The 26,811-nt window shown below is 51.7% G+C and carries 25 protein-coding genes, 1 tRNA gene, 3 rRNA genes and 1 other annotated feature; of the genes, 10 read left to right on the top strand and 19 right to left on the bottom strand.

All coding sequences use genetic code 11. The features are described 5' to 3' along the window. Window positions 1–37 precede the first annotated feature (37 nt). The 10 genes from CKQ54_RS21350 to CKQ54_RS21310 form a co-directional block, all read right to left on the bottom strand. Entirely contained in the window at window positions 38–499 is a 462-nt protein-coding gene (locus tag CKQ54_RS21350) for a phage tail protein (protein WP_120163556.1), read from the bottom strand. Further along, window positions 462–704, bottom strand: coding sequence for an Rz1-like lysis system protein LysC (gene lysC / locus CKQ54_RS25855; RefSeq protein ID WP_244220241.1), 243 nt, complete (start codon window positions 702–704; stop codon window positions 462–464). The genes CKQ54_RS21350 and lysC overlap by 38 nt, the downstream gene beginning before the upstream one ends. Beyond that, window positions 592–1,020 carry an Rz-like lysis system protein LysB gene (gene lysB, locus CKQ54_RS21345; protein WP_120163557.1) on the bottom strand — a complete coding sequence of 143 codons (429 nt, stop codon included), beginning with the start codon at window positions 1,018–1,020 and terminating at the stop codon, window positions 592–594. The genes lysC and lysB overlap by 113 nt, the downstream gene beginning before the upstream one ends. Beyond that, window positions 1,021–1,530, bottom strand: coding sequence for a lysozyme (locus CKQ54_RS21340; RefSeq protein ID WP_112290615.1), 510 nt, complete (start codon window positions 1,528–1,530; stop codon window positions 1,021–1,023). Further along, a complete protein-coding gene (locus tag CKQ54_RS21335; protein ID WP_112290614.1) occupies window positions 1,511–1,732 on the bottom strand; it encodes an HP1 family phage holin in 222 nt (73 codons plus the stop codon). The genes CKQ54_RS21340 and CKQ54_RS21335 overlap by 20 nt, the downstream gene beginning before the upstream one ends. Beyond that, window positions 1,723–1,926 carry a tail protein X gene (locus CKQ54_RS21330; RefSeq protein WP_112290612.1) on the bottom strand — a complete coding sequence of 68 codons (204 nt, stop codon included), beginning with the start codon at window positions 1,924–1,926 and terminating at the stop codon, window positions 1,723–1,725. The genes CKQ54_RS21335 and CKQ54_RS21330 overlap by 10 nt, the downstream gene beginning before the upstream one ends. 211 nt (window positions 1,927–2,137) lie before the next feature. Then, window positions 2,138–2,332, bottom strand: coding sequence for a hypothetical protein (locus CKQ54_RS21325; protein ID WP_112290611.1), 195 nt, complete (start codon window positions 2,330–2,332; stop codon window positions 2,138–2,140). 112 nt (window positions 2,333–2,444) lie between these two features. Next, window positions 2,445–4,370, bottom strand: a complete 1,926-nt coding sequence (locus CKQ54_RS21320) for a replication endonuclease (protein ID WP_120163558.1) — start codon at window positions 4,368–4,370, stop codon at window positions 2,445–2,447. Between the two features lie 92 nt (window positions 4,371–4,462). Then, on the bottom strand, window positions 4,463–4,684 hold the full coding sequence (locus CKQ54_RS21315) for a TraR/DksA C4-type zinc finger protein (protein WP_120163559.1): 222 nt from the start codon (window positions 4,682–4,684) through the stop codon (window positions 4,463–4,465). Further along, window positions 4,684–4,959 (bottom strand): DUF5347 family protein, encoded by a 276-nt coding sequence (locus tag CKQ54_RS21310; RefSeq protein ID WP_112290606.1) that lies wholly within the window; start codon window positions 4,957–4,959, stop codon window positions 4,684–4,686. Before CKQ54_RS21310 ends, CKQ54_RS21315 begins: the two co-directional genes overlap by 1 nt. Window positions 4,960–5,091: 132 nt before the next feature. Between CKQ54_RS21310 and CKQ54_RS21305 the strand changes: the two genes are divergently transcribed. The 3 genes from CKQ54_RS21305 (at window position 5,092) to tyrA (ending at window position 8,178) form a co-directional block, all read left to right on the top strand. Further along, window positions 5,092–5,682 (top strand): phage repressor protein CI, encoded by a 591-nt coding sequence (locus CKQ54_RS21305; RefSeq protein WP_112290605.1) that lies wholly within the window; start codon window positions 5,092–5,094, stop codon window positions 5,680–5,682. Window positions 5,683–5,973: 291 nt separating this feature from the next. Beyond that, the gene (locus tag CKQ54_RS21300; RefSeq protein WP_120163560.1) at window positions 5,974–7,050 is read left to right on the top strand and encodes a 3-deoxy-7-phosphoheptulonate synthase; all 1,077 of its coding nucleotides are present in this window, start codon (window positions 5,974–5,976) and stop codon (window positions 7,048–7,050) included. Window positions 7,051–7,056: 6 nt separating this feature from the next. Then, window positions 7,057–8,178: a bifunctional chorismate mutase/prephenate dehydrogenase gene (gene tyrA, locus CKQ54_RS21295; protein WP_112290601.1), complete on the top strand. Its 1,122-nt coding sequence runs from the start codon at window positions 7,057–7,059 to the stop codon at window positions 8,176–8,178. An 82-nt stretch (window positions 8,179–8,260) separates the two neighbouring features. On the opposite strand, the gene pheA is transcribed toward tyrA, so the two are convergent. The 4 genes from pheA to bamD form a co-directional block, all read right to left on the bottom strand. After that, window positions 8,261–9,415: a bifunctional chorismate mutase/prephenate dehydratase gene (gene pheA, locus CKQ54_RS21290; RefSeq protein ID WP_120163561.1), complete on the bottom strand. Its 1,155-nt coding sequence runs from the start codon at window positions 9,413–9,415 to the stop codon at window positions 8,261–8,263. A gap of 53 nt (window positions 9,416–9,468) precedes the next feature. Beyond that, window positions 9,469–9,593, bottom strand: a sequence feature (Phe leader region). Next, the gene (locus tag CKQ54_RS26115; protein ID WP_369794779.1) at window positions 9,545–9,592 is read right to left on the bottom strand and encodes a hypothetical protein; all 48 of its coding nucleotides are present in this window, start codon (window positions 9,590–9,592) and stop codon (window positions 9,545–9,547) included. It overlaps the preceding feature by 48 nt. Before the next feature lie 134 nt (window positions 9,594–9,727). Beyond that, complete coding sequence (gene raiA / locus CKQ54_RS21285; RefSeq protein ID WP_120163562.1) at window positions 9,728–10,072, bottom strand: ribosome-associated translation inhibitor RaiA; 345 nt, start codon at window positions 10,070–10,072, stop codon at window positions 9,728–9,730. Between the two features lie 316 nt (window positions 10,073–10,388). Beyond that, window positions 10,389–11,123, bottom strand: a complete 735-nt coding sequence (gene bamD, locus CKQ54_RS21280; RefSeq protein ID WP_112290596.1) for an outer membrane protein assembly factor BamD — start codon at window positions 11,121–11,123, stop codon at window positions 10,389–10,391. 130 nt (window positions 11,124–11,253) lie between these two features. Between bamD and rluD the strand changes: the two genes are divergently transcribed. The 7 genes from rluD to rrf all read left to right on the top strand — a co-directional run bounded on the left by rluD (window position 11,254) and on the right by rrf (window position 21,299). Beyond that, window positions 11,254–12,231, top strand: coding sequence for a 23S rRNA pseudouridine(1911/1915/1917) synthase RluD (gene rluD / locus CKQ54_RS21270; RefSeq protein WP_112290595.1), 978 nt, complete (start codon window positions 11,254–11,256; stop codon window positions 12,229–12,231). Then, complete coding sequence (gene yfiH, locus CKQ54_RS21265; RefSeq protein WP_120163563.1) at window positions 12,231–12,968, top strand: purine nucleoside phosphorylase YfiH; 738 nt, start codon at window positions 12,231–12,233, stop codon at window positions 12,966–12,968. Before rluD ends, yfiH begins: the two co-directional genes overlap by 1 nt. A 130-nt stretch (window positions 12,969–13,098) precedes the next feature. Beyond that, window positions 13,099–15,672: an ATP-dependent chaperone ClpB gene (gene clpB / locus CKQ54_RS21260; RefSeq protein ID WP_113878078.1), complete on the top strand. Its 2,574-nt coding sequence runs from the start codon at window positions 13,099–13,101 to the stop codon at window positions 15,670–15,672. Window positions 15,673–16,171: 499 nt separating this feature from the next. After that, window positions 16,172–17,714 (top strand): 16S ribosomal RNA (locus CKQ54_RS21255). Between the two features lie 142 nt (window positions 17,715–17,856). After that, window positions 17,857–17,932, top strand: a tRNA-Glu gene (locus tag CKQ54_RS21250). 219 nt (window positions 17,933–18,151) lie between these two features. Continuing rightward, a 23S ribosomal RNA gene (locus CKQ54_RS21245) occupies window positions 18,152–21,060 on the top strand. Window positions 21,061–21,183: 123 nt separating this feature from the next. Then, window positions 21,184–21,299 (top strand): 5S ribosomal RNA (gene rrf / locus CKQ54_RS21240). Together the 16S, 23S and 5S rRNA genes with 1 tRNA gene alongside form the textbook arrangement of a ribosomal RNA operon. Before the next feature lie 128 nt (window positions 21,300–21,427). On the opposite strand, the gene CKQ54_RS21235 is transcribed toward rrf, so the two are convergent. From CKQ54_RS21235 to CKQ54_RS21220, 5 genes are all read right to left on the bottom strand, one after another. Beyond that, window positions 21,428–21,772: a YfiM family lipoprotein gene (locus tag CKQ54_RS21235; protein ID WP_113877599.1), complete on the bottom strand. Its 345-nt coding sequence runs from the start codon at window positions 21,770–21,772 to the stop codon at window positions 21,428–21,430. Between the two features lie 64 nt (window positions 21,773–21,836). Beyond that, window positions 21,837–23,189, bottom strand: a complete 1,353-nt coding sequence (pssA, locus tag CKQ54_RS21230; RefSeq protein ID WP_244220276.1) for a CDP-diacylglycerol--serine O-phosphatidyltransferase — start codon at window positions 23,187–23,189, stop codon at window positions 21,837–21,839. Beyond that, entirely contained in the window at window positions 23,170–23,217 is a 48-nt protein-coding gene (locus CKQ54_RS25850; protein WP_217203873.1) for a hypothetical protein, read from the bottom strand. Before CKQ54_RS25850 ends, pssA begins: the two co-directional genes overlap by 20 nt. Before the next feature lie 119 nt (window positions 23,218–23,336). After that, complete coding sequence (locus CKQ54_RS21225) at window positions 23,337–25,997, bottom strand: bifunctional acetate--CoA ligase family protein/GNAT family N-acetyltransferase (protein ID WP_120163707.1); 2,661 nt, start codon at window positions 25,995–25,997, stop codon at window positions 23,337–23,339. 31 nt (window positions 25,998–26,028) lie between these two features. Then, complete coding sequence (locus CKQ54_RS21220; RefSeq protein WP_120163708.1) at window positions 26,029–26,733, bottom strand: tRNA-uridine aminocarboxypropyltransferase; 705 nt, start codon at window positions 26,731–26,733, stop codon at window positions 26,029–26,031. Window positions 26,734–26,811 lie beyond the last annotated feature (78 nt).

The following is a 26,811-nucleotide window of genomic DNA, read 5'->3' as shown; positions in this document are numbered from 1 at the left end:
CCGTTCGCCAGCGGCTGACACAACAAGGTTTACCGGGTCACACCGTCCAGCTGCTGATCAGTTCTCCGTTGAGATAAACCTCACGCGGCAGCGTCACGTTTTCCGGCAATGGGGGTTCAGGCAGATGCGTGATGGTGCGGACATCTTCTGAATCTGAAACCTGCACGCGCTCAGTCAGTTGCAGCGTCAGGACCAGGCTGTTCGCCTTCTGAGTGAAAGTGAAATCACTCAGCCGGTGCGCCGCGTTGCCGAGGATCTCAGGCTGATTAACCTGCAGCCAGTCGAGGACGGTGACCACGCTCAGATCGACCAGCGTTTCGCTGATCGCTTCATCCGTAATCGTCACTGTCAGCGGATAGCGATATTCAAAAGACAGCGAAGGTGCCGACGTGGCCACCACGTTGCCGGCGCCGGTAGTCAGGGCCAGTTTTTCCGGTGCGGCAGTAAGCTGAGGGATTTGTTCAGTCAGCCGTTGTTGCAACTGAATCGGTTTTTGCATGTTGTGCCTCCTGACACTTTTTGATGGCTTCGATTTGTAAGCTGCAATCCATCAGCGCAGATTCCAGCTGGAGAATGTCGGCGCTCAGATCTTCATTGGTGACCGGTTTGCTGGCCGGGATCGGGCATGAGCTGACCGCCGGACAGCCAACGTAAATAATCGATGGCGGAGCTGAAGGCGGGACGCTGGTGCAGCCGGCTAACATCAGCAGGCAGCCCGGTATCAGCCCACTGACGGGTTTGCAGATTTTCATGAAGGCTCCTCTGCCTTTGTTTTTCGCGGCTTTGCATCATTTGCCGGGCCGTGCTCAGGTCTTCGCGTAACGCCAGTTCAGCCTGCTCGCGCTGGCGCATTTGCTGGTTCAGGACGGTGATTAGCTGCTCCCGTTGCTTCACCTGAGCCGCCAGGGCATCGCGTTGCAGACCAGCGTTGTTGAGGTCGTGCTGTAATGAACGGTTGGAAAGCAGCAGGATGGCGATCAGCAAAACCATCCCGGCCAGAAGTGCCGGTAACAGGCGCATTCAGACCCCTTTCAGGCAGACGGCACGCTCGGCATTTCGCCTGCGTTCCAGCCCGCGATTACGTTCACCATTAACGAAAACCCAGCGCGGGAGCTGATCACAAGCTTTCTGCCACTGCTGCTGGTTGATGAAAAATGCCAGCGTGGATTGACAGGCTGCTCCGGTGCCGACGTTAAAACCGAAGGACACGACGGCATCAAAAACCGGCTGTGGCATGGTCACCGGCATACATTTTTTAATGGCGCGCTCGGTCTGCTGAATATCTGCCAGCAGGTTTTCAGCGGCCTGATGTTCGGTAATGGTTTGTGCCGGTTTAACCCCTGCCGTGTGGCCGATGCCGCTGGTCCATACACCGGCACTGCACTGGTAGGGCTGCAGCTGACAGCCTTCAAAATCGGTGATAAGCCGCAATCCTTCTGCCGACACCTGCAGTGACAGATAGCCCGGCAATACCGCCATCAGCCCTAACACGACGGCAGCACTGCAGCGTTTAAGAGTTGAGGTTTTCATAGGTGTCTTTGCGCAGGCCGCTGCGTGCCAGCAACTGATAGCTTTTGCGCCGGTAATACCAGTTGATCAGAAACGTACCGACCCCGACACCAGAGCCGACCAGAAAGGCGAAGTCCTGCGATGTCAGGCTGGCGAGCCAGGTCAGTGAGGTGGCAATAAAATAGGCGCAGCCTGAACTGATGCGCTCAGTACTCAGTCCCATAATTTGATCGCCTCCTGAACCGGTTGTTCTGCAATGTCCGGTAAATCAACGGCCGTACCGTGAGGCAATAACGGGCCTAAATCGGCGATGCCTTTATTGGCGGCAAAGACTTTTTCGACGACCGCAGCGGTACGGTTGTAATAACGCCAGCATAGGGAATCGAGGGTGTCGCCCTGTTGTGCATAGACTTTCATGGGTTTTCTCCGCGAGTGAGTAGGATCGTCATTTGATGAGATCAGTCTGCGGAATAGGGCGTGGAGCGGCAATCTGGAAGGGATGTGAAACGACTGGCACAACAGAGAAGCAGATAAATAACACAGGGAGAGGGCGGGGCGCTTAGTCCGGAGGGAAACCGGTCGGGCAAGCGCCAACAATGTTGACAACTACCGCCGCAGGGTCTGGCAATCAGTGAGGGTCGTCAGTACTCCCGTTGTAGCAGACTGCGTTCTGGTTCTCGTCAGTCAGCGCCTGACCTGCCAGTTCTGAAATCAGCGACATCATGACCAGAAATTCTTTTGGATTGCATTGGGCTGTCTGCGATATGTCTGCGATCAGTTGTATCCTGGACAACGTTAGCTGTTGTTTAGTCAGGTTTTCCATTTTCTCCCCTCGCCAGATACTGTGTTTATATACAGTATTCTTTAATTGATCTAATACGTCAACACTTAGGGCATTTTAAAAATTATAATTCATTGAATTTATGCATTAATTTTTATTGATCCGATTTTTGTATGAATTGATGGCTTTGTGCGAAAGCTGGCGATCCACAGTTATTGACAGAACTCCAAGGTAAGCGAATCTCCGGCATTTCCACAGAACAAGGCCGGTGACGGACAATCCGCCATTGTTCGGTATGTGTCAGGTAAATAAGCGAAGTACCAAGATGCGGCGCGTAAATGCCGATGACTTTATGACGGGGCTCGCCCCAGGCATTGGTTTCCCCGCTGAGCTGGCGCGCAACGCGAACCGTTTGCTCTTTTCGCGGAATATGTATGCCGCCCTGTGCCTGGATATAACCGGCAAAATCCCCCTGGTCGGCGGCGCTGCGGACGTCCTCTACGCGTTTATCAAAGCGGCTGTTCAGACTCTGATGTCTGATCCGCCGACATTCACGCCACGCGCCGACGGCAGGAATGCCAATGGCGTGAAATTGCGGGATCCGCCACGTCGATGCCCATGAGGTGACCGCGGTCGCGACATCAGTAAGCAGGCGTCCGGAGTCAAAATCCTTTTCGCCATCAAGCGCATAACCATCAATATTCTTGGAGACGTATTTCGCAATGTAACCCGCCGCACCGCCGCGGTTCAGCGGCTTACAATTAAAACGTGACTCCGCAGCGCCTGGCTCATCCGGATCTTCTTCCAGTGCGTAACGGCGCATTACTTCAGTCACCTTTTGCTGCTGATCCGCTGGTGTGAACAGCATCATGTGCCAGTGCGGGGTGCCGTCGTGATGCGGTTCGACGACGCGCACACCGTACACTTTCAGGTTCCGGTCTTTAAACGTGGTGCGGATTTTTGCCCAGACCGCGACCAGATAACGTTGTGCATCTTTGGGTGTAAACGCGTGCTGATCCCATTTCTGGTTAAAAATGGGTGATGATCCGGCGCCAGTCGTTTTCAGCGGATGGTATTTTGAAGGTGTGGTCAGCGTGATAAACAGGCCGCAGTCCCGCTGCTGGTCAGCAACATCTTCGATACCGGCGATCAGGGTCATCAGTTCCATACGGCGAAGTTTAGGGTTGGAAATGCTGGCTAATACGGTCTCCAGCAGGCTCAGTGTTTCCCCTGATTCGACATTTTCGAGCTGGCATTGTTTCAGGTAATTAATGGCGGATAAGCGGCGTGACACCACATCACGGATGGCATTTTTACTGGCATATGGCGATGTTGCGCGGCTCACATAACCACAGGCAATCATCAGGGCTTCGCGCCACAAACGCTGTTTTGAACGCAGCTGTTTTTCCCACCATTCACCGCTGACCAGCCTGGAAATACTGGCGACGGCTGAATGTGCGGTCATACGGCCTTTTTGCCATCTCTGCCAGTAAAGAGGCTGTACGCGACAAGAGCGGGCCATCGCCGCGATATGCCCGTAAATCTCGTGCTGCGTGCTGTCTTGCAATAACACGTCAGGTTGATCGGGTCGATTTTGCAGCCAGCGTTCACAGTGATATTCGTACGCATCTTGCATATGCACTGCCAGCTTGCTGGCCAGCCTTCTCAGGCTGTCATCATTAAGATCAGGCAGGCGGTTAAACATTTCTTCTTCCATGAGGAGCTTTTGCGAGATCTGACGGTTCAGGGTGTTGCGCACATTCACCTGCTGAATCCGCGGCCACAAACGCTGCGTAAACACTGTCATCAGAAAATGGACCGCCGCGCGGACTCCCTTTGTTTTCAGCAAAAACGTATACCGCTGATGTAAAGGCGTACGCAGACAGCGAGGCAATGCTGCCATCCGGGAAAGGGCTGTTTGCTGGCGGAGGAAGAAATCACGGTTAAGAGGTTTTTCCAGCGGACTGCTGAGCGCCGGTCGCGGGGCATTCCACCCCCATTTCCCTGCGAACAATTGCCCGGCTGCCCGGTTAAAAGCCGGCGGCGGGGAAGGCATTACCCTGCCTCTGTTATCTGACATGTTTATTTCCGAAAATTAGAATGCAAAAAACCTTCTGGAAATAAGTTTATTTCCAGCGCAGACGCGAACTTTAATAGTATTAATTTGAAGGTTTATATGGGGCGATAATTCTTTCTTTTAATTTCCTCAATTTCCTGGCACTCAATACATCGCTGTACACCGGGAATGATTTTCCTGCGTGGCTCCGCAATGGGAGTGTCACAATCCACGCAGAAGAAGGCAGACGGCGAAGGCTGCGTGCGGGTAGCCTGCGTAATCTGTGCTTGAAGGATTTTTAACTGATACTCCTGCGATTCATCTATCCAGTCTGCCATCAGTAAAGTTCTCCTTTAAATATCGCCGTGAAATGGCGTAGTGATAATAAGGCCTGTGTTATTTTCATTTGTTCCTCATCATTTAATTGTGAATATGTCAGTAAGGTATGATGACGCTTAAGGCCGGCATGAAAACATAAGGTAAGTTTCCATTTTTCACTGGCCTGATCATAAATAACCTCAACCCGATCCTTACTCTGAGCGAAATAAATTTCTTTCAGATGAGCGATATGGCGCAGTCCGGTCTGGCGCTGCTGCTCTGTTCCTAAAAACATCGCGTCTCCTTATTTCTCCACGACGCCGTAAATTTGGTATCATGGTCGTCAGTCGGTACATTACATAATCAATCTAAGCTTGCATTTGCGAGTTGTCAAGATGATATTTACAGATTCAGGGGTTTTCGCCAGATGCAATTAGATGAACTTGAAGGTGGAAAAGCTGTTCTGACGCGTATGCTTCAGGCTTACGGCTTCAGCATGCAGAAGGAGCTGGGAGATCTGTACGGTTTGTCATCTGGAACAATAAGTACCTGGGTAAGAAGAGATTATTTCCCCGGTGATGTGGTCGTGGCCTGTGCGCTGGACACCGGCGTGTCATTACGCTGGCTGGCGACAGGCAAAGGAAACATGCAGGATTCAGCGCTTTCAGGCGCAGCAGCGTCCGGTGACATCCGTCAACTTAAAAAATTGAGATTGCGTGGCGGAGCGCTGGAAGAAGAGGGCGTCTGGTCTGTTGATCCTTCGCTGCTGGATGATTCGCTGACTCAACCGGCTTATGTTGTGAAAGGCCATCACTCGTGGATTATTGATCTGGGCAGCACCCATCCGGGCAATGGCCGCTGGTTGCTGGATATCGATGGTGATCTGGATGTTTACGATGTGGCCCGTATTCCCGGTAACCGACTTAGCGTGACCCGTCAGGAAAGCCACTTCGAGTGTGGCGTGGATGAAGTGACTGCCTTGGGGCAGGTCTTTATTACTCTGGATCGTAACCTTTAAATTCTGTTTCCTCAGCAGCATCCCCGCTGCTGAGGGCATTCCCTGCCTCATCCTCTCTATATCTTGTCCTGAAATCCCATGACTTTCCTTTTAACCCGTATGTAACAATTACGGTACACCACTTTGAGCTAAGATTCTCTTTATGTAAATATAACTTTCCATTACATGCTTGGATACGTTGTATTGGTAATGTTATGTTTACAAGTAAGGCTTGATAAGTTTACGTGCTGTGTTAATGTTGTCCGCAGATGCCTCTGTGGCAGCCCATTTTCCTTATAGCGGAACACGATCATGCAAAAAGACGCCCTGAATAATGTTCACATCACTGCTGAACAAATCCTTATCACTCCTGAAGAGTTGAAAAACCGTTTTCCTTTAAGCGTCAGCGACGAAAACAGTATTTCCGAAGCACGTAAAACCATCGCCGATATTGTGCATGGTCGTGATCCTCGTCTTCTGGTGGTGTGTGGCCCTTGTTCAATTCATGACGTTGATGCAGCGCTCGATTACGCACGTCACCTGAAAACGCTGGCGGCTGAGCTGAGCGACCGTTTGTACATCGTGATGCGCGTTTACTTTGAAAAACCACGTACCACTGTCGGCTGGAAAGGGTTGATTAACGATCCGCACATGGACGGTACGTTTGATGTGGAAGCAGGGCTGCATATTGCCCGTGATTTGCTGCTGCAACTGGTCGGCATGGGTTTACCGCTGGCGACAGAAGCGCTGGATCCAAACAGCCCGCAATACTTAGGCGATCTGTTCAGCTGGTCAGCAATCGGTGCGCGTACCACTGAATCTCAGACACACCGTGAGATGGCGTCTGGTCTGTCAATGCCGGTTGGCTTCAAGAACGGCACCGATGGCAGCCTGGGCACGGCGATCAACGCCATGCGTGCAGCTGAAATGGCGCACCGTTTTGTAGGCATTAATCAGGCCGGGCAGGTTTGCCTGTTGCAGACTCAGGGCAACCCGGACGGGCATGTGATTTTACGCGGCGGTAAGACACCAAATTACAGCGAGCAGGACGTTCAGGCTTGTGAAAAACAGATGACCGACGCGGGACTCCGTCCTTCCTTGATGATAGATTGCAGTCACGGTAACTCAAACAAAGACTATCGTCGCCAGCCTGTTGTGGCTCAGTCCGTCATCGACCAGATTAAAGCCGGTAACCGCTCTATCACGGGGCTGATGCTGGAAAGTCATCTGAACGAAGGCAGCCAGTCTTCTGAACAACCGCGTTCAGCCATGAAATACGGTGTGTCTGTGACGGATGCCTGTATCAACTGGGAAACGACTGAAGACCTGCTGCGTACCATGCATCAGGAACTGGGCGATGCGCTGGCGGCACGAATCGCAGGAGAGTAAGTTTTTATGGTGGCAGAACTTAACGCGTTGCGCGATCAGATCGACGACGTTGATAAAGCGTTATTAGATCTCTTATCACGGCGTCTTGCGCTGGTGGCCGAAGTCGGGGAAGTCAAAAGCCGTTATGGTTTGCCGATTTATGTGCCTGAACGTGAAGCAGCGATGCTGGCTTCACGTCGTCAGGAAGCGCAAAACCTCGGTGTTCCGCCGGATCTGATTGAAGATGTATTGCGCCGCGTGATGCGTGAGTCCTACTCAAGCGAAAACGATAAAGGCTTCAAGACGCTGCATCCGGCACTGCGTCCGGTGGTGATTATCGGCGGGAACGGGCAGATGGGACGTTTGTTCACCCGTTTGCTGGAGCTTTCCGGTTATCAGGTGAAAGTGCTGGAGCAGGAAGACTGGCCGCAGGCAGAAACATTACTGGCGGATGCCGGAATGGTCATCGTCAGTGTACCGATCCATCTGACCGAAGAAGTGATCGCACGTCTGCCGAAACTCCCTGATGACTGTATTCTGGTGGATCTGGCGTCGGTAAAAAACCGTCCGCTGCAGGCGATGCTGGCAGTGCATGAAGGCCCGGTACTTGGTCTGCATCCGATGTTCGGTCCGGATGTCAGCAGCCTGGCTAAACAGGTGGTGGTGTATTGCGATGGCCGCGAACCTCAGGCATATCAGTGGCTGCTTGAGCAGTTGCAGGTCTGGGGCGCACGGTTGCATAAAATCAGCGCCGTCGAACATGATCAGAATATGGCGTTTATTCAGGCATTGCGCCACTTCGCGACCTTTGCGTATGGGCTGCATTTGTCAGAAGAGAATGTGCAGATCGAGCAATTGCTGGCACTGTCTTCACCGATTTACCGCCTCGAACTGGCGATGGTCGGACGATTGTTTGCGCAGGATCCGCAGCTTTATGCTGACATTATTATGTCGTCAGAAAGCAATCTGGCGCTGATTAAACGTTACTATCAGCGTTTTGGTGATGCGCTTGCTCTGCTTGAAAGCGGCGATAAACAGGCGTTTATCGACAAATTCAGAAAGGTTGAGCACTGGTTTGGCGATTATGCGCCACGCTTCCTGAAAGAAAGTGGTGCGCTGCTGAGACAGGCTAACGACAACCGTAAGTAAGTTGTCCTGAAATGAAAAAAGGGCGCTGCCATTGTGTGCAGCGCCCTTTTTGTTTGCGAGAAATTACAGGTTGTTTGTGAAATTACAAATCAACAGAGACGACGTTCTCGCTTGGATAACAGCCGAGCACTTTCAGCGAACGGGTGATCGGAGCCAGATCCTTCAGCGCCTTTTTCATTTCTTCAGAACGCAGGTTGGCCTGCACATCGATATAAAACATCTCTTCCCATGGATTGCCGTTAATCGGGCGAGATTCCAGTTTGGTCATGATGATGCCCTGATCGCGCAGCACCAGCAGCGCATTTACCAGCGCACCTGCCTGCTGGCCGGTCGCCATAATCAGCGTAGTTTTGGCCGGAACCTGATCTGTGACCTCAATCGCTTTGCGCGCCAGAACAATGAAGCGGGTAATGTTTTCCTGCTGGTTCGCCAGATTATGTTCAAGCACCTGCAGTTTATACAGCGCGCCACCGGCTTCGCTGCCGAGCGCCGCTACGTGTGGAGAATTGGCCGCGGCCACTTTTTCCATCGCCGCCGCAGTGCTTTCGCAGTATTCAATTTTCCAGTGAGGGAAGCGGTTGATGAACTGACTGCATTGCTGGAAAGGCTGAGGATGGCTGTAAACCGTCTGGATCTGCGACAAATCAGTATCGGTCGCAACCAGTACGCAATGATTGATAGGATTGGTCAGCTCACCCACAATCGACAGGCTGGTGTGTTGCAGCAGATCATAAACGTCATTGATTGAACCAGAACTGGTATTTTCAATGGGCAATACGGCGTAATCGGCCTGACCGGTTTCTACCTGAGAGAAGATATCCTGGAATTTCTGGCAGCCACATTCGATGAACTGGTCGAAATGGCGGGCGGCAAACTGGCGTGCGGCAAGATGTGAATAAGAACCTTTCGGACCGAGGAAAGCGATACGGGCGGAATCAGAAGGGGTTTTATTCAGATGTTGCTGGAGCAGAGCCTGCTGGGTCAGAACGGAATCTTCAATGATCAGCTGATACACGCGGGTGATGTAATGACCGTCGAGCCCCTGTTTTTTCCCTTCCTGAATCAGTGCGTTAATCAGTTCAATTTCACGTTCTTTGTCGCGGATCGGGCGGTGAGAGTGCATTTTGGATTGCGCGACTTCTATCGCCATCGTGCGTCGTTCTGCCAGCAGAGCCAGCAGTTTCAGGTCTAATGCGCTGATGCGTTCGCGCAGAGCCAGTAATGAGTTCTCGGTCATGTTGTTACCCTTTTTGATGTTCTTTCTTTCAGCAAAATGTGTAAAACGCAGGCATAAAAAAAGCCCCCTTTTCAGGAGGCTTTGTTGTTCGTCTTCGCATTCATTCTTTCGCGACGAAACGCCTCCCAATCAGGGGAAGGTAAAAAAGAATGCGAAGAAAAACAGACGGGTATTCATGTGAGCGTTGTTTCCATAAGTTTGAGGAGAGTCTTAAAGTAACCGCTGGCTTTTCCCTGTGTCAATAAGATTTCCTCAGGACACAAAAAACGCGCTCCTGAGAGCGCGTTGTGAACTGCCTTTCCGATAAGCCGGTTATACCTCTTCTTCCTGCACCGGTTCCAGATTGAGTTCTTTGACGCCGGATTCTGCACGGCGGGCTTCACCCTTGTGCTGCGCTTTGTTGAGCTGACGCTCAAGCTTGGCGGTCATGTCGTTAATCGCAGCGTACATATCATCGTGTGTAGCACTGGCAACCAGTTTCCCGTTTGGTGTACTGATGGTCGCATCGGCGACAAATCCCTGAGGTTCTTTCGACAGGATTATGTGCGGGTTAATGAGCTGAGTTTGCCATTTATCCAGTTTTTTCAGACGGCCTTCGATGTGTTCACGAATCGCGGCGGTGATGTCCATTTGTTTACTGGTAATGTTGACTGTCATATGACTTACCTCTCTTATTTCCGTCTCCGATGAATCCAACATACCAGCCTTTTTTATGAAATGCCTGCCCAAAACCACGGTTTTTTGTCACTTTTTGTCAACTTTGGCGTTTATGTGACCCAGGGTAATTAATGGCGGGAAAGGCCTTGAGACTTCGATAAGGAGCAGGCATGATTGATGGGATCAGTGCATTATCTTCTGCGTTTTTTAACCTGTTTTTTCGTTCATCACGTTCACTCTTCTCTGACTTTTCCCGAATCAAAGCCAAAAAAAACGGCAGCCTGAGCTACCGTTTGTGTGTACGGACATTTTAAAATTATGCTGCGTTATTGGCCGCAATAATTTTCGCAACTTTATCAGCCTGGTTGTTCAGCTGCAGTTCACGATAGGCACTTTCCATCAACGGCAGCGCGTCATGCGTCGCTTTCGTATCCGGGTAATCTTTCAGCATTTGCTCAACACGGTTAACAACAGCGACGTACGCACCGCGTTTAGTGTAGTATTGCACCACTGACAGCTCGTATTTCGCCAAACGATCTTTCAGGAATACCAAACGTTTAGTCGCATCAGTGGCGTACTGGCTGTTTGGATACGTGTGGATCAACTGGCTGAAATCGCGGAATGCTGCACGCGCATGCTGCGGATCACGGTCTGAACGATCAACACCGAAGAATCCTTGCAGCGCACTGTCATCCAACGCCATATCCGTTAAACCACGCATATACATGACGTAGTCGATGTTTGGATGGGTTGGGTTCAGACGCATAAAGCGATCAATAGAAGCCTGAGCCATTGGCAAGTCAGCAGACTTGTAATAGGCATAAATCAGATCTAACTGAACTTGCTGCGAGTAAGGCCCAAACGGATAGCGGTTATCCAGCGCTTCTAATTGCGCAATCGCGCCTTTAAAGTTACCGTCCTGCAGCTTTTGCTGGGCAGTGGCATAAAGGACGTTAGGCGGGTTATCGGGAACCGTTTCTTTGGAACTGGAGCAACCGACCAGCGCCAGGCTCAACGTGGCTGCTGCCACCAGATATTTCACACGCGTCATGACGTTTTGATTATCCTCAGGTGTTATTCTGGGAGACTGTCCGTTAAGCTCCCGACAAAGACCAGCTACAATAGCACATTATTTTAAACGGCATCGCCGTGAAAACCCAACGTTAACCAAGAAGCTGCATATGGCACAACAAGTACAACTCACCGCAACGGTGGCCGAATCTCAACTCGGTCAACGGTTAGATCAGGCTTTGGCCGAATTGTTCCCTGATTATTCAAGATCTCGCATAAAAGATTGGATCCTTGAAGACAGGGTCACGGTCAATGGCAAAAAAGTGACCAAACCAAAAGAAAAAGTGTTGGGTGGCGAGGCTATCGCAATCGATGCGCAAATTGAAGAAGAAGCGCGTTGGCTGCCACAAGATATCGCTTTAGATATCGTGTATGAAGATAACGATATTTTAGTCATCAATAAACCCCGCGATCTGGTTGTTCATCCGGGCGCAGGGAATCCTGATGGCACGGTACTGAATGCTTTGCTGCATTATTACCCGGCAATCATTGATGTTCCTCGCTGCGGCATTGTTCACCGTCTCGATAAAGACACCACGGGTCTGATGGTCGTCGCGAAGTCAGTTCCTGCGCAAACGCATCTGGTCACTGCACTTCAGGCGCGCGAAATCACCCGCGAATATGAAGCAGTCGCTATTGGTACAATGACGGCAGGCGGCACAGTGAATGAGCCGATTGCGCGCCATTCCACCAAGCGTACGCACATGGCGGTTCATCCGACCGGCAAACCGGCGACCACACACTATCGCATTATGGAGCATTTCCGTGCTCATACGCGTCTGCGTCTGCGTCTGGAATCCGGCCGTACGCATCAGATCCGCGTACATATGGCACATATTAACCATCCTCTGTTGGGTGATCAGCTTTATGGTGGCCGTCCGCGTCTGCCAAAAGGCGCTTCCGAAGCATTTATCAATATGCTGCGTAGCTTTGATCGTCAGGCTCTTCATGCGACCATGCTGCGTCTTTATCATCCGGTAACCGGTATTCAGATGGAATGGCATGCGCCACTTCCGCAGGATATGGTTGACCTGATCAATGCGCTTAAAGCGGATACCGAAGAGTTCAAGGACCAGATGAACTGGTAATGAGCCTGCTTATCCAGCCTCAGTGGCCGCAACCGGCATCGGTGCGGTCATGTGCGACAACCCGCAAAGGAGGCGTCAGTCTGCCACCTTACGGTTCGCTTAACCTCGGCAGTCATGTCGGGGATTCTCCTGAGCATGTTGCGCTGAACCGCCAGCGGTTGATTGAACTTGGCGGTCTGCCTGCTTCGCCACACTGGCTGGAGCAGGTTCATGGCACCGACGTGGTTCGTTTATCATCGCAAACTCCTCTTATTCCGACACAGATTGCCGATGCGGCCTATACCCGCGAGCCAGGCGTTGTCTGTGCAGCAATGACAGCCGACTGTTTACCGGTTCTGTTTTGCAGTAAAAACGGCGATGAAGTGGCTGCAGCGCATGCGGGCTGGCGTGGTTTGTGTGCAGGCGTGTTGGAAAATACGGTTGCCTGCTTTGAGGCTGCTCCCGCAGAAATCATGGCGTGGATGGGACCGGCAATTGGTCCTGCGCATTTTGAAGTCGGCGGTGAAGTGCGTGACGCCTTTTTGGCGGAGAACAGTAATGCATCCGTTGCTTTTACGCCTGTGGGTGTCAAATTTATGGCCGACATCTACCAGTTAGCCAGATTACGTTTACAGGCCGCCGGTCTCACCGCTATTTATGGCGGCGAGTATTGCACTGTGACTGACAGCACCACATTTTACTCTTACCGGCGCGACGGAATTACCGGACGGCTGGCAAGTTTAATTTGGCTGATATAACCTATCGAATCAAGACGATCCATCGCGCATAGCAGCAGTCCTCCTAATATACTGCCAAGATAACCTTGAAAACGTGAGGGTTGACCTCATCTAATCTCCAGTAGCAATTTTGTTCAGTATTGGAGGTGTTATGCGTCTGGATCGTCTTACCAGCAAATTCCAGCTTGCCCTCGCGGATGCTCAGTCACTCGCGCTCGGGCGCGACAATCAATTTATCGAACCTGTTCACCTGATGAGCGCTTTGCTTACTCAGGAAGGCGGGACCGTTCGTCCTTTATTAACTGCGGCTGGGGTAGATACCCAGAAACTGCGCACGGACGTTGATCAGGCTTTGGGGCGTTTGCCGCAAGTTGAAGGTACCGGTGGGGATGTTCAACCATCCAATGAACTGGTACGTGTTTTAAATCTTTGTGACAAATTGGCACAGCAGCGTGCTGATACCTTTATTTCTTCAGAACTGTTTGTTCTGGCTGTGATGAAAGACCGCGGCTCTTTAACGGATGTGTTAAAAGCCTGCGGCGCAACGGCCGAGAAAATTACTGCGGCTATCGATCAAATGCGTGGAGGTGAGAAAGTGGATGATCAGAATGCCGAAGACCAACGTCAGGCATTGAAAAAATTCACTATCGATCTGACCGAACGTGCCGAGCAGGGCAAACTGGATCCGGTCATCGGTCGTGATGAAGAAATTCGCCGAACCATTCAGGTTCTGCAACGTCGTACCAAAAATAACCCGGTTCTTATTGGTGAGCCTGGTGTCGGTAAAACCGCGATTGCGGAGGGACTGGCACAACGCATCATTAATGGTGAAGTGCCGGAAGGCCTGAAAAATAAACGAGTGCTTTCATTAGATATGGGCGCACTGGTGGCTGGCGCGAAATATCGCGGTGAATTTGAAGAACGTCTGAAAGGCGTGCTGAGTGATCTGGCTAAACAGGAAGGCAACGTCATTCTGTTTATCGACGAATTGCATACCATGGTTGGCGCGGGTAAAGCCGATGGCGCGATGGATGCCGGCAATATGCTGAAACCGGCTCTGGCGCGTGGTGAACTTCACTGCGTAGGTGCGACGACATTAAATGAATATCGTCAGTTTATAGAGAAGGATGCGGCGTTAGAGCGTCGTTTCCAGAAAGTGTTTGTTGCCGAGCCTTCTGTTGAAGACACCATCGCTATCTTGCGTGGTCTGAAAGAACGCTACGAGCTGCATCACCATGTCCAGATTACTGACCCGGCTATCGTTGCGGCGGCGACGTTGTCCCACCGTTACATCTCGGATCGTCAGTTACCGGATAAAGCGATCGACCTTATAGATGAAGCGGCATCCAGCATTCGTATGCAGATGGACTCTAAACCGGAGTCTCTGGACCGTCTCGATCGCCGTATTATCCAGCTGAAACTGGAACAGCAGGCGTTGAAGAAAGAGTCTGATGACGCCAGTGTGAAACGTCTGGAGATGCTGGAAACCGAACTGAACCAGAAAGAGCGCGAATATTCTGAGCTGGAAGAAGAGTGGAAAGCCGAAAAAGCTTCCCTGACTGGCACGCAGAATATTAAAGCGGAACTGGAGCAGGCGAAGATTACGCTTGAACAGGCTCGCCGTGTGGGTGACCTGGGACGTATGTCAGAATTGCAGTACGGGAAAATCCCTGAACTGGAAAAACAGCTGGCAGCAGCCACTCAGGCGGAAGGTAAAACCATGAAGCTGTTACGCAACCGCGTGACAGATGTGGAAATTGCCGACGTGCTGGCGCGCTGGACTGGTATTCCGGTGGCACGCATGCTGGAAAGCGAACGTGAAAAACTGCTGCGTATGGAAGAAGAGTTGCACAATCGTGTGATTGGTCAGAACGAAGCGGTTGAAGCGGTATCGAATGCGATTCGTCGTAGTCGTGCAGGGTTGTCGGATCCAAACCGCCCGATCGGGTCATTCCTGTTCCTCGGTCCGACCGGTGTGGGTAAAACAGAGCTGTGTAAAGCGCTGGCGACATTCCTGTTTAACAGCGATGACGCGATGGTTCGCATCGATATGTCAGAGTTTATGGAAAAACACTCTGTTTCGCGTCTGGTCGGTGCGCCTCCGGGTTATGTCGGTTATGAGGAAGGGGGTTACCTGACCGAAGCGGTTCGTCGCCGTCCTTACTCTGTCATCTTATTAGATGAAGTAGAGAAGGCGCACCCTGATGTCTTCAACATCTTATTACAGGTGCTGGATGACGGTCGCTTAACGGACGGGCAGGGCAGAACGGTCGACTTCCGTAATACGGTGGTCATCATGACCTCTAACCTGGGCTCAGACATTATTCAGCAGCACTTTGGCGAGGCCAGCTATGCGCAGATGAAAGAATCGGTCATGGAAGTGGTCACACACAGCTTCCGTCCGGAATTCATCAACCGTATAGATGAAGTTGTCGTGTTCCATCCGCTGGGGCATGCGCATATTAAAAACATCGCTAAGATTCAGCTGGAACGTTTGTATAAACGTTTAGAAGAACACGGCTATACGGCAACGCTCACCGATGCGGCGCTCGAGTTGCTGGGCAATACTGGATTTGACCCGGTTTATGGCGCGCGTCCGTTGAAACGTGCCATCCAGCAGGAGATTGAAAACCCGCTGGCTCAGCAAATTTTGTCTGGCAAGCTGATACCAGGCAAGCCAATTACTGTCGATGTAGAAAATGATCACATCATCGCAAGACAGTAATTAGGTAATAAGGAAGCTAAAACGGGCTCCGGAGCAATCCGGAGCCCGTTTTTTATGCATCTTTTGTTCATTATTAATTCATTTGATGAATTTATGGGCGGTTGATGAGAAAAGTGAAATTAGCCCTTGCGACCTGCTGAGAACTCCCTATAATGCCGCTCCATCGACAGGGAGCAACGTGAACAACATCACGAAGTAACCGGGTCGGAAAGATTAAAAACAGCGGCAACCGGATGAAATAAACGGTTGACACTGAATGAGGAAAGCGTAATATACGCCACCTCGAGTTAGCAAGCGAAAGCGCGTAACTCACTGCTCTTTAACAATTTATCAGACAATCTGTGTGGGCACTCACAAGACGATATCAGCCACTTCGGTGGCAAAATATTTATTGACAGTAATGTCAAGTCTTAGAGTGACCAAGCAGTAATTCATTTAGTTGAATTATTACGAAGTAATCTCTGAGCACCGCTTAACTTGTTTAAGCAAATCGAACTTTTAATTGAAGAGTTTGATCATGGCTCAGATTGAACGCTGGCGGCAGGCCTAACACATGCAAGTCGAGCGGCAGCGGGAAGTAGCTTGCTACTTTGCCGGCGAGCGGCGGACGGGTGAGTAATGTCTGGGAAACTGCCTGGTGGAGGGGGATAACTACTGGAAACGGTAGCTAATACCGCATGACCTCGTAAGAGCAAAGTGGGGGACCTTCGGGCCTCACGCCATCGGATGTGCCCAGATGGGATTAGCTAGTAGGTGAGGTAATGGCTCACCTAGGCGACGATCCCTAGCTGGTCTGAGAGGATGACCAGCCACACTGGAACTGAGACACGGTCCAGACTCCTACGGGAGGCAGCAGTGGGGAATATTGCACAATGGGCGCAAGCCTGATGCAGCCATGCCGCGTGTGTGAAGAAGGCCTTAGGGTTGTAAAGCACTTTCAGCGAGGAGGAAGGGTTCAGTGTTAATAGCACTGTACATTGACGTTACTCGCAGAAGAAGCACCGGCTAACTCCGTGCCAGCAGCCGCGGTAATACGGAGGGTGCAAGCGTTAATCGGAATTACTGGGCGTAAAGCGCACGCAGGCGGTTTGTTAAGTCAGATGTGAAATCCCCGAGCTTAACTTGGGAACTGCATTTGAAACTGGCAAGCTAGAGTCTTGTAGAGGGGGGTAGAATTCCAGGTGTAGCGGTGAAATGCGTAGAGATCTGGAGGAATACCGGTGGCGAAGGCGGCCCCCTGGACAAAGACTGACGCTCAGGTGCGAAAGCGTGGGGAGCAAACAGGATTAGATACCCTGGTAGTCCACGCTGTAAACGATGTCGACTTGGAGGTTGTGCCCTTGAGGCGTGGCTTCCGGAGCTAACGCGTTAAGTCGACCGCCTGGGGAGTACGGCCGCAAGGTTAAAACTCAAATGAATTGACGGGGGCCCGCACAAGCGGTGGAGCATGTGGTTTAATTCGATGCAACGCGAAGAACCTTACCTACTCTTGACATCCAGAGAATTCGCTAGAGATAGCTTAGTGCCTTCGGGAACTCTGAGACAGGTGCTGCATGGCTGTCGTCAGCTCGTGTTGTGAAATGTTGGGTTAAGTCCCGCAACGAGCGCAACCCTTATCCTTTGTTGCCAGCACGTAATGGTGGGAACTCAAAGGAGACTGCCGGTGATAAACCGGAGGAAGGTGGGGATGACGTCAAGTCATCATGGCCCTTACGAGTAGGGCTACACACGTGCTACAATGGCATATACAAAGAGAAGCGAACTCGCGAGAGCAAGCGGACCTCATAAAGTATGTCGTAGTCCGGATTGGAGTCTGCAACTCGACTCCATGAAGTCGGAATCGCTAGTAATCGTAGATCAGAATGCTACGGTGAATACGTTCCCGGGCCTTGTACACACCGCCCGTCACACCATGGGAGTGGGTTGCAAAAGAAGTAGGTAGCTTAACCTTCGGGAGGGCGCTTACCACTTTGTGATTCATGACTGGGGTGAAGTCGTAACAAGGTAACCGTAGGGGAACCTGCGGTTGGATCACCTCCTTACCTCAAGATACGCATTGTGCAGTGTCCACACAGATTGTCTGATGAAATTAATGAGCAAGAGCACCTGTTGATGCAGTAAGGGTAACCTTACGCTGATGCGAAAAGTGCCAAACCACTGTGTGGTCTGGTACGGAATTTTCGTGTCCCCATCGTCTAGAGGCCTAGGACACTGCCCTTTCACGGCTGTAACAGGGGTTCGAATCCCCTTGGGGACGCCACTCCGATAATGTGTGAAAGACATTATCAAATGAATATCTTAAAGATGACTTTAACAAGTCGTGTTTAAGATATTGCTCTTTAACAATCTGGAACAAGCTGAAAATTGAAAGTTTACAGCTGAACATCACTCTCCGTAGAAGTACTGAGTGGTGGATTAGTCTGTAACAGAGTCTCTCAAATAATCGCAGCGCGACGGTGGAAACACCTTCGGGTTGTGAGGTTAAGCGACTAAGCGTACACGGTGGATGCCTAGGCAGTCAGAGGCGATGAAGGGCGTGCTAATCTGCGAAAAGCGTCGGTAAGGTGATATGAACCGTTACAACCGACGATACCCGAATGGGGAAACCCAGTGTGTTTCGACACATTATCATTACATGAATACATAGTGTAATGAGGCGAACCGGGGGAACTGAAACATCTAAGTACCCCGAGGAAAAGAAATCAACCGAGATTCCCCCAGTAGCGGCGAGCGAACGGGGAAGAGCCCAGAACCAGAATCAGCGTATGTGTTAGTGGAAGCGTCTGGAAAGTCGCACAGTATAGGGTGATAGTCCCGTACACAAAAATGCATATGTTGTGAGTTCGATGAGTAGGGCGGGACACGTGACATCCTGTCTGAATATGGGGGGACCATCCTCCAAGGCTAAATACTCCTGACTGACCGATAGTGAACCAGTACCGTGAGGGAAAGGCGAAAAGAACCCCGGCGAGGGGAGTGAAATAGAACCTGAAACCGTGTACGTACAAGCAGTGGGAGCCTACTTTGTTGGGTGACTGCGTACCTTTTGTATAATGGGTCAGCGACTTATATTTTGTAGCAAGGTTAACCGAATAGGGGAGCCGTAGGGAAACCGAGTCTTAACTGGGCGTCAAGTTGCAAGGTATAGACCCGAAACCCGGTGATCTAGCCATGGGCAGGTTGAAGGTTGGGTAACACTAACTGGAGGACCGAACCGACTAATGTTGAAAAATTAGCGGATGACTTGTGGCTGGGGGTGAAAGGCCAATCAAACCGGGAGATAGCTGGTTCTCCCCGAAAGCTATTTAGGTAGCGCCTCGTGAACTCATCTTCGGGGGTAGAGCACTGTTTCGACTAGGGGGCCATCCCGGCTTACCAACTCGATGCAAACTACGAATACCGAAGAATGTTATCACGGGAGACACACGGCGGGTGCTAACGTCCGTCGTGAAGAGGGAAACAACCCAGACCGCCAGCTAAGGTCCCAAAGTCATGGTTAAGTGGGAAACGATGTGGGAAGGCATAGACAGCCAGGATGTTGGCTTAGAAGCAGCCATCATTTAAAGAAAGCGTAATAGCTCACTGGTCGAGTCGGCCTGCGCGGAAGATGTAACGGGGCTAAACCATGCACCGAAGCTGCGGCAGCGACGCTTATGCGTTGTTGGGTAGGGGAGCGTTCTGTAAGCCGTCGAAGGTGAACTGTGAGGTTTGCTGGAGGTATCAGAAGTGCGAATGCTGACATAAGTAACGATAATGCGGGTGAAAAACCCGCACGCCGGAAGACCAAGGGTTCCTGTCCAACGTTAATCGGGGCAGGGTGAGTCGACCCCTAAGGCGAGGCTGAAAAGCGTAGTCGATGGGAAGCTGGTTAATATTCCAGCACTTGGTGTTACTGCGAAGGGGGGACGGAGAAGGCTAGGCTAGCCGGGCGACGGTTGTCCCGGTTCAAGCGTGTAGGGGGTGTGATTTGGTAAATCCGGTCGCATATCAACCCTGAGGCGTGATAACGAGCCACTACGGTGGTGAAGTAGTTGATGCCAAGCTTCCAGGAAAAGCCTCTAAGCTCCAGGTAACACGAAATCGTACCCCAAACCGACACAGGTGGTCAGGTAGAGAATACTCAGGCGCTTGAGAGAACTCGGGTGAAGGAACTAGGCAAAATGGTGCCGTAACTTCGGGAGAAGGCACGCTGGCGCGTAGGTGAAGGGACTTGCTCCCGGAGCTGAAGCCAGTCGAAGATACCAGCTGGCTGCAACTGTTTAATAAAAACACAGCACTGTGCAAACACGAAAGTGGACGTATACGGTGTGACGCCTGCCCGGTGCCGGAAGGTTAATTGATGGGGTTATCCGCAAGGAGAAGCTCTTGATCGAAGCCCCGGTAAACGGCGGCCGTAACTATAACGGTCCTAAGGTAGCGAAATTCCTTGTCGGGTAAGTTCCGACCTGCACGAATGGCGTAATGATGGCCAGGCTGTCTCCACCCGAGACTCAGTGAAATTGAACTCGCTGTGAAGATGCAGTGTACCCGCGGCAAGACGGAAAGACCCCGTGAACCTTTACTATAGCTTGACACTGAACATTGAGCCTTGATGTGTAGGATAGGTGGGAGGCTTTGAAGCGTGGACGCCAGTCTGCGTGGAGCCAACCTTGAAATACCACCCTTTAATGTTTGATGTTCTAACTCGGCCCCGTGATCCGGGGTGAGGACAGTGTCTGGTGGGTAGTTTGACTGGGGCGGTCTCCTCCTAAAGAGTAACGGAGGAGCACGAAGGTTAGCTAATCACGGTCGGACATCGTGAGGTTAGTGCAATGGCATAAGCTAGCTTGACTGCGAGAGTGACGGCTCGAGCAGGTACGAAAGTAGGTCATAGTGATCCGGTGGTTCTGAATGGAAGGGCCATCGCTCAACGGATAAAAGGTACTCCGGGGATAACAGGCTGATACCGCCCAAGAGTTCATATCGACGGCGGTGTTTGGCACCTCGATGTCGGCTCATCACATCCTGGGGCTGAAGTAGGTCCCAAGGGTATGGCTGTTCGCCATTTAAAGTGGTACGCGAGCTGGGTTTAGAACGTCGTGAGACAGTTCGGTCCCTATCTGCCGTGGGCGTTGGAAGATTGAGAGGGGCTGCTCCTAGTACGAGAGGACCGGAGTGGACGCATCACTGGTGTTCGGGTTGTCATGCCAATGGCATTGCCCGGTAGCTAAATGCGGAAAAGATAAGCGCTGAAAGCATCTAAGCGCGAAACTTGCCTCGAGATGAGTCTTCCCTGTGGCTTTAAGCCACCTGAAGGGACGTTTAAGACTAAGACGTTGATAGGCTGGGTGTGTAAGTGCAGCGATGCATTGAGCTAACCAGTACTAATGACCCGAGAGGCTTAACCTTACAACACCAAAGGTGTTTTTAGAGACTTGAAGTAGATTTTCAGCTGAATGTTCCGAGATTGGTTCGTATGGCGGAGTGTGTGAGAAATCATGACATGATGCGGTATGGATGAAACAGAATTTGCCTGGCGGCAGTAGCGCGGTGGTCCCACCTGACCCCATGCCGAACTCAGAAGTGAAACGCCGTAGCGCCGATGGTAGTGTGGGGTCTCCCCATGCGAGAGTAGGGAACTGCCAGGCATCAAATAAGTGGAAAGCCCTGTACTGACGTACAGGGCTTTTTGCTATGGGGAATCTGCTGATGTTTGGACATTACTTGCCCTGATTTTGGCATTTATTACTCTGCTTGAGCTCTGCCAGAACCCCTGTCAGTAATGAGTCAGATGATAAGCGCTGTATCCGACAGCTGCGCCTGCGATATCCCAGCTAAAATCTTTCCAGCTCCATCCGCTTCCGCCTTCCCGGCTGTCATAAAGCTCTTTCGCCGCACCCAGTCCGACAGAAAACATCAGTCCGAATGAGCGGCTGCGTGCTTCATTCCATCCCTGACGATCACCATAGGCAGTTCCAGCTGCTGCTAATACTGCTGATCCCACAAAGTGCTCGGCTTTATCTTTGCCTGTCCATGCGTCATTCGCATAATGCGTGCACCCACTGCATCCCAATATCAGCGCGATAAGAGGAAGTCTGAGCGATACAGATAATCTTTGCATCATAGGGTGGAATTCCAGATAAAAAAAAGCCCGATCACGATGATCAGGCTTTCAGTATAGCCAATTACAGAATTCGGCTGATGAGTCTGTCGATTCTTATCCGCCGTAAGCGTCGGATAAGCTTACGAACTTTGACCGGATAATTTGGAATGCTTTCCAGTTCCATATAGTGCGAAACCACATGCGTATGCTGGCGAATTTCTTCCAGCTCTTTATGACGCGAAGCGGCCATTTCTTTATGCGGATCGTGGATCAAAATGGCATTCTCAAGATCCAGACGCCAGGCGCGGGGATTGAGGTTATTACCGGTAATCAGTTGCCAGCGGTCATCCACCCACATGCCTTTCAGGTGATAGCTGTTATCACCGTCTTTCCACAGACGGACAATTAACTGTCCGCTGTCAACAAAACGCTGTAAACGGCTCAGGAAGCGGCGCAGGTTAATTTCATACAAGTACGGTAAGGCACCTATGATTTTGAATGGCTGATCTTGCGGAATATAGAAATCGTTCGCGGTTTTATCACCCACGATAATTTCCACCTGCTTTCCACGGCGCAGCAGATGAATAATGTTGCGCGCCAGCATGGCAGGCATATTGAAGTAAGGCGTACACAATGTCAGCTTATGATCCGTACTGGCCATAAGATGATGGATAGTCCGGTTCAGCTCATTTTGTTTGCCAAGACCCACAATCGGCGTGATGGCCAGTTCATCATTACCGGCGCTATCTTTAAAATGATAGCCACTGGTACGTAAGGTCTGGCGGAACTGACGTGTTTCGTTCTTGATCTCAATACTTTTTGGACGATCTTCACGATCCAGTCGCTGTACGGCAGACGCGGTCAGGATCGATTTCTTCATAAAGTCGATCATTGTGTTGGCCAGCGCCGTATTCGTCAGTAACTGATAACGGTCATAACGATACTTTTCATGGCGATGCAGATAGACATCGTTAAGGCTCGCGCCGCTGTAAATGACCTGATCGTCGATCACAAAACCCTTGAGATGCAAAACGCCCAGCGCTTCGCGGGTATTTACGGGCACACCATATACCGGCACGGAAAGTCCGGGATGCTCTTTCGCCATACGACAATACCAGTCAGCATTGGTGTTTGCCGCTGCAGCGCCGATACGACCACGCTGAGCGCGGTGCCAGTCAACCAGCACGCAAATCTCCAGCTCGGGACGACGCTGCTTGGCATCATACAACGCCGACAGCACATCGCGACCGCCATCATCGTTCTCAAGATAGAGCGCGACCAGATAAATCCGTTGGGTGGCGTTAGCAATGGCTTCGAGCAGCGTCGTACGGAAATCTGTCGGACAGTAGAGCGTTTTTACAGCATCAACCGTTTGGGGGAGTTTGGGTAGCTGAGCAAGGTGTTGTTGATGTTTATTACGTTTGAATTTTGACAACATCACAGTGCGCTTCTTCTCTCTTCATGTAATGGCTTTAGCGGCACAAACAGATATAGGTAACCGCACAATCGGTCGATAATACCATTAGTCCTGTCTGATGTGCGCATCTTTTGCCTGTTCATCGCGCAGGCTCACGGTTTCCTGCTACAAAATTCGGGTCTTTTCCAGCGTCAGGGAGAGGTTCACGATACCGTCCTGAATCTGAATATCGACGTCAAACCCCAGCTTTCTGGCCAGCGTAATCATGCCGCGATTATTGGGCATAGTGATTCCGGTCAGACGTTGCAGCCCATGCTCTGAGGCGTAATTGATCATCTTATCCAGCAGGCGTCTTCCGAGCCCTAAACCTTTCAGGTCTGAGCGAACCAGAACCGAAAATTCGGCGTCAGTATTATCGGGATCTGATACCGCTCGGGTGACACCAATAATTTCACTTTTTTCATTAACAGTATGAATAGCCACGAACGCCATTTCGCGGTCGTAGTCGATTTGCGTCATATTCGCTAAATCTTCATGTGTGAATTCGTTGATCTCACTGAAATAGCGATAGTAGAGATCTTCCTTCGTCACTTTCAGGATAAACGCTTTAAGCAGCGGTTCATCTTCCGGCAGTATCGGGCGGAACAATGCTTGCGACCCGTCTTTCAGTATAACGTGCTCTTCGAGTTCACGTGGATAAGGACGAATTGCCAGTCGTGAGGGTGCGCCGGGCTTCTGTGCCGAAAGCTGCATTGAAACATCGAGCAGGCTGAGTTCATTGCCGGAAACCAGCAAAGGATGAATATCCAGACGTTCGATTTCCTGGCAATCAATAATCAGGTTCGACACGTTTACCAGCAGCTGACTGAGCGCCGGGATATCGAGAGGATGCAACGCATTGCGCCCCCTGATTTTGCCGCTCTTGAGCGCCTGAACGACCTTATAGCGTGCCAGCGTCATGTTCAGCGGCGGCAGGGAAATCGCCGCCTGTCTTTCCGGAAGCCAGTCAGTGCCGCCCTCGGCCAGCATAATCAGCGGGCCGAAGACCGGATCCTGTTCGACCACCACGCGAAGCTCCTGTGAGCCGGGCCGGTTAGCCATGGTTTGCACCAGCAGCCCCTGAATTCTCGCCTGCGGGAATGCCTGCCTGGCGCGGTCAAATATCGCATTCGCCGCCTGTTCCACTTCACTCGCGGTGCGCAGATATAGCATAACGCCCTGGACTTCTGAATTATGCGGGATGTCCGGAGAACGCAGCTTCAGCGCCACCGGATAGCCAACCTGACTGGCGATATTCACCGCTTCTGCACTGTCACTGGCTATCCATGTCGGCAATACATTCATTCCGTACGCCTGCAAAATTGCGCGCACTTCATGGGTATCGAGCTGTGTGATGCCTTCCGCTAATGTCCGGGCGATCAGCTGATGTGCCTGATCGGTGTTCTGTTCAAGATCTGCCGGTAGTGCCGGCGTTTCTTTCAGCTGTTTCTGGTTACGACGATATTCCACCATGTGCATAAATGCCGTCACCGTGCCTTCCGGCGTCCGGTAAGTCGGGATGCCAGCTTCAGTGAACAGTTTGCGGGCTTCCTGCGACGAAAACTCACCGCACCAGTTAGTCAGCAGCGTAATGTATTTACCTCGGGGATGCTGGCGAACGGCTTCAATCAGCTGGCTGGCCGTCACGGTGCCATGTGCCGCCGCGCTGGGAGCGTGGATAACCAGCACTGCGTCGTAATCTGTGCTGTCGAGCAGCGCGGTCATGACCGCCTGATACAGTTTGGGTGTAGCATCGTCGCGCAAGTCTAACGGATTGGCGGCGGTAATCGATGGTGGCAAAACGGCGCTCAGAGCGTGACGGGTTTCATCACTGAGTTTCGCCAGTTTGCCGTTACGCGAGAGTAACTGATCCAGTGCCATCGCAGCCGGGGCGGCGCCGTTGCTGATAATCAGTATGCGCTCACCGCGCAACGGGCGCATATGGCTCAGCGTTTCAACAGCGGAAAACAGTTCATGCGTATCCTGCACACGCAGTAAACCGGCGCGCTGAATAGCGGCATCATAGGCTGCGTCGAGGCTGAGCGGGCTGTTGAGCAGCTGCTGTGCCTGTCCGCTTCGACCGCTTTTGATCACCAGAATCGGTTTATTTCGTGAGGCACTGCGTGAGGCGGAAAGAAAACGTCGTGCATCGCTGATGTGTTCGAGATACAGCAGGATGGCGCTGGTTTTACTGTCGCGGGCAAGGAAGTCGAGCAGGTCATCGACATCAATATCCAGGCTGTCACCGAGAGAAACGAAATAAGAAAATCCCACGGCACGCTGTTGCGCCCAGTCGAGAATAGTATTGGCGACGGCCGCCGATTGCGAAATAAACGCCAGTTTGCCGGGAAGGATCGGTACCGGTGAAAAACTGGCGTTCAGTTTCTGCCACGGGGCAAGAATACCCAGACTGTTGGGGCCAAGCAGACGCATCGAAAAGCGCTGAGCGCAGGATTTCAGATCAGCGAATTGTTGTGGCTGTGAGGAAAGCACAATGACTGTTTTACAGCCGCGTTCGCCAAGCTGTTCGAGCAGGGCGAGATTGCGGTCAGCGTGCGTGCAGAGAATAGCCAGATCCGGTGACATCGGCAGGCTGGCGACATCCCGCCAGGTTAGTACGCCACATACGGCACGATAAGCGGGCGTGACTGGCAGAACCGGGCCATTAAATCCGCTGTCGAGCAAGTTGCGCATCATCAGATATCCGGCGCGGCCCGGCTTATTGCTGGCACCAATAACCGCGATAGATTCAGGTCGTAAAAGTGCTTCCAGTCCGCGCTGACTCATAACTTCTCCGGTTCATCATGTTCCCATGATTCTAGAGGCTTTCTTCGTTCTTTGCTGTGAGCTGATGCACCGGATGGTGGGGTTTTCCGGCCAGATACTGGGTACGGAAATGGGTGAAGTGTCGTGACAGACCCGCAGAAGCGTCAACATCACCGGCTTTTTCCAGCAGGGCAGCGGCCACTTCCACGGTGCAATGCAGTTCCGGGCGCGAGGCTTCACGCAGGATATAACCGGAGCTGGCGCTTACATCGAGGGAGAACACTGGCAGATTATCCAGATATGGGCTTTTGCGGAACATCTTGCGGGCTTCGTTCCAGGTGCCGTCGAGCATAATGAATAAAGGCGGTTTGCTGCCTGCCGGAACGTCGGTAAATACCTGTCGCGGCGGAGTTGCGAAAGACGCGGGAAACACCACGTAAGCCTGACGTTCGGGATCGGCAATGGCTTCCAGCAACGCCGGATCTGTTTCAGTACGTGACCACAAAAACGCCTGGGTATCGGGCAATACATCCGCGATTAACCGGCCGGTATTGCTCGGTTTCATTGGCTCTGTGTCAAACATCACCAGACAAAAACGGCTGGCGGCCTGATGGATTTCGCGCGTGGCGCAGATGCAGTTACGTGTGGGTAACAGGCAGGTCTGGCAGCGAATGGCCCGGGATCCGCGCGCAAGGAAAGGGCGGGTGGAACGGGCTAAGCGCTGCTCACGCAGGCGAAGAACGGCATTGTCTGACATAAGCATTCCGGTTAACGAAAAACGGCTATTCTAATCACCCGGTCAGGGCAGGCAAGTGGCAACTGCGAATAACAGTAA

The sequence above is a fragment of the Rahnella variigena genome, assembly GCF_003610915.1.
GTDB lineage: Bacteria > Pseudomonadota > Gammaproteobacteria > Enterobacterales > Enterobacteriaceae > Rahnella > Rahnella variigena.
The sequence above is the reverse complement of the archived record's forward strand: the minus strand, read 5'-3'. Positions and strand labels throughout refer to the sequence as shown.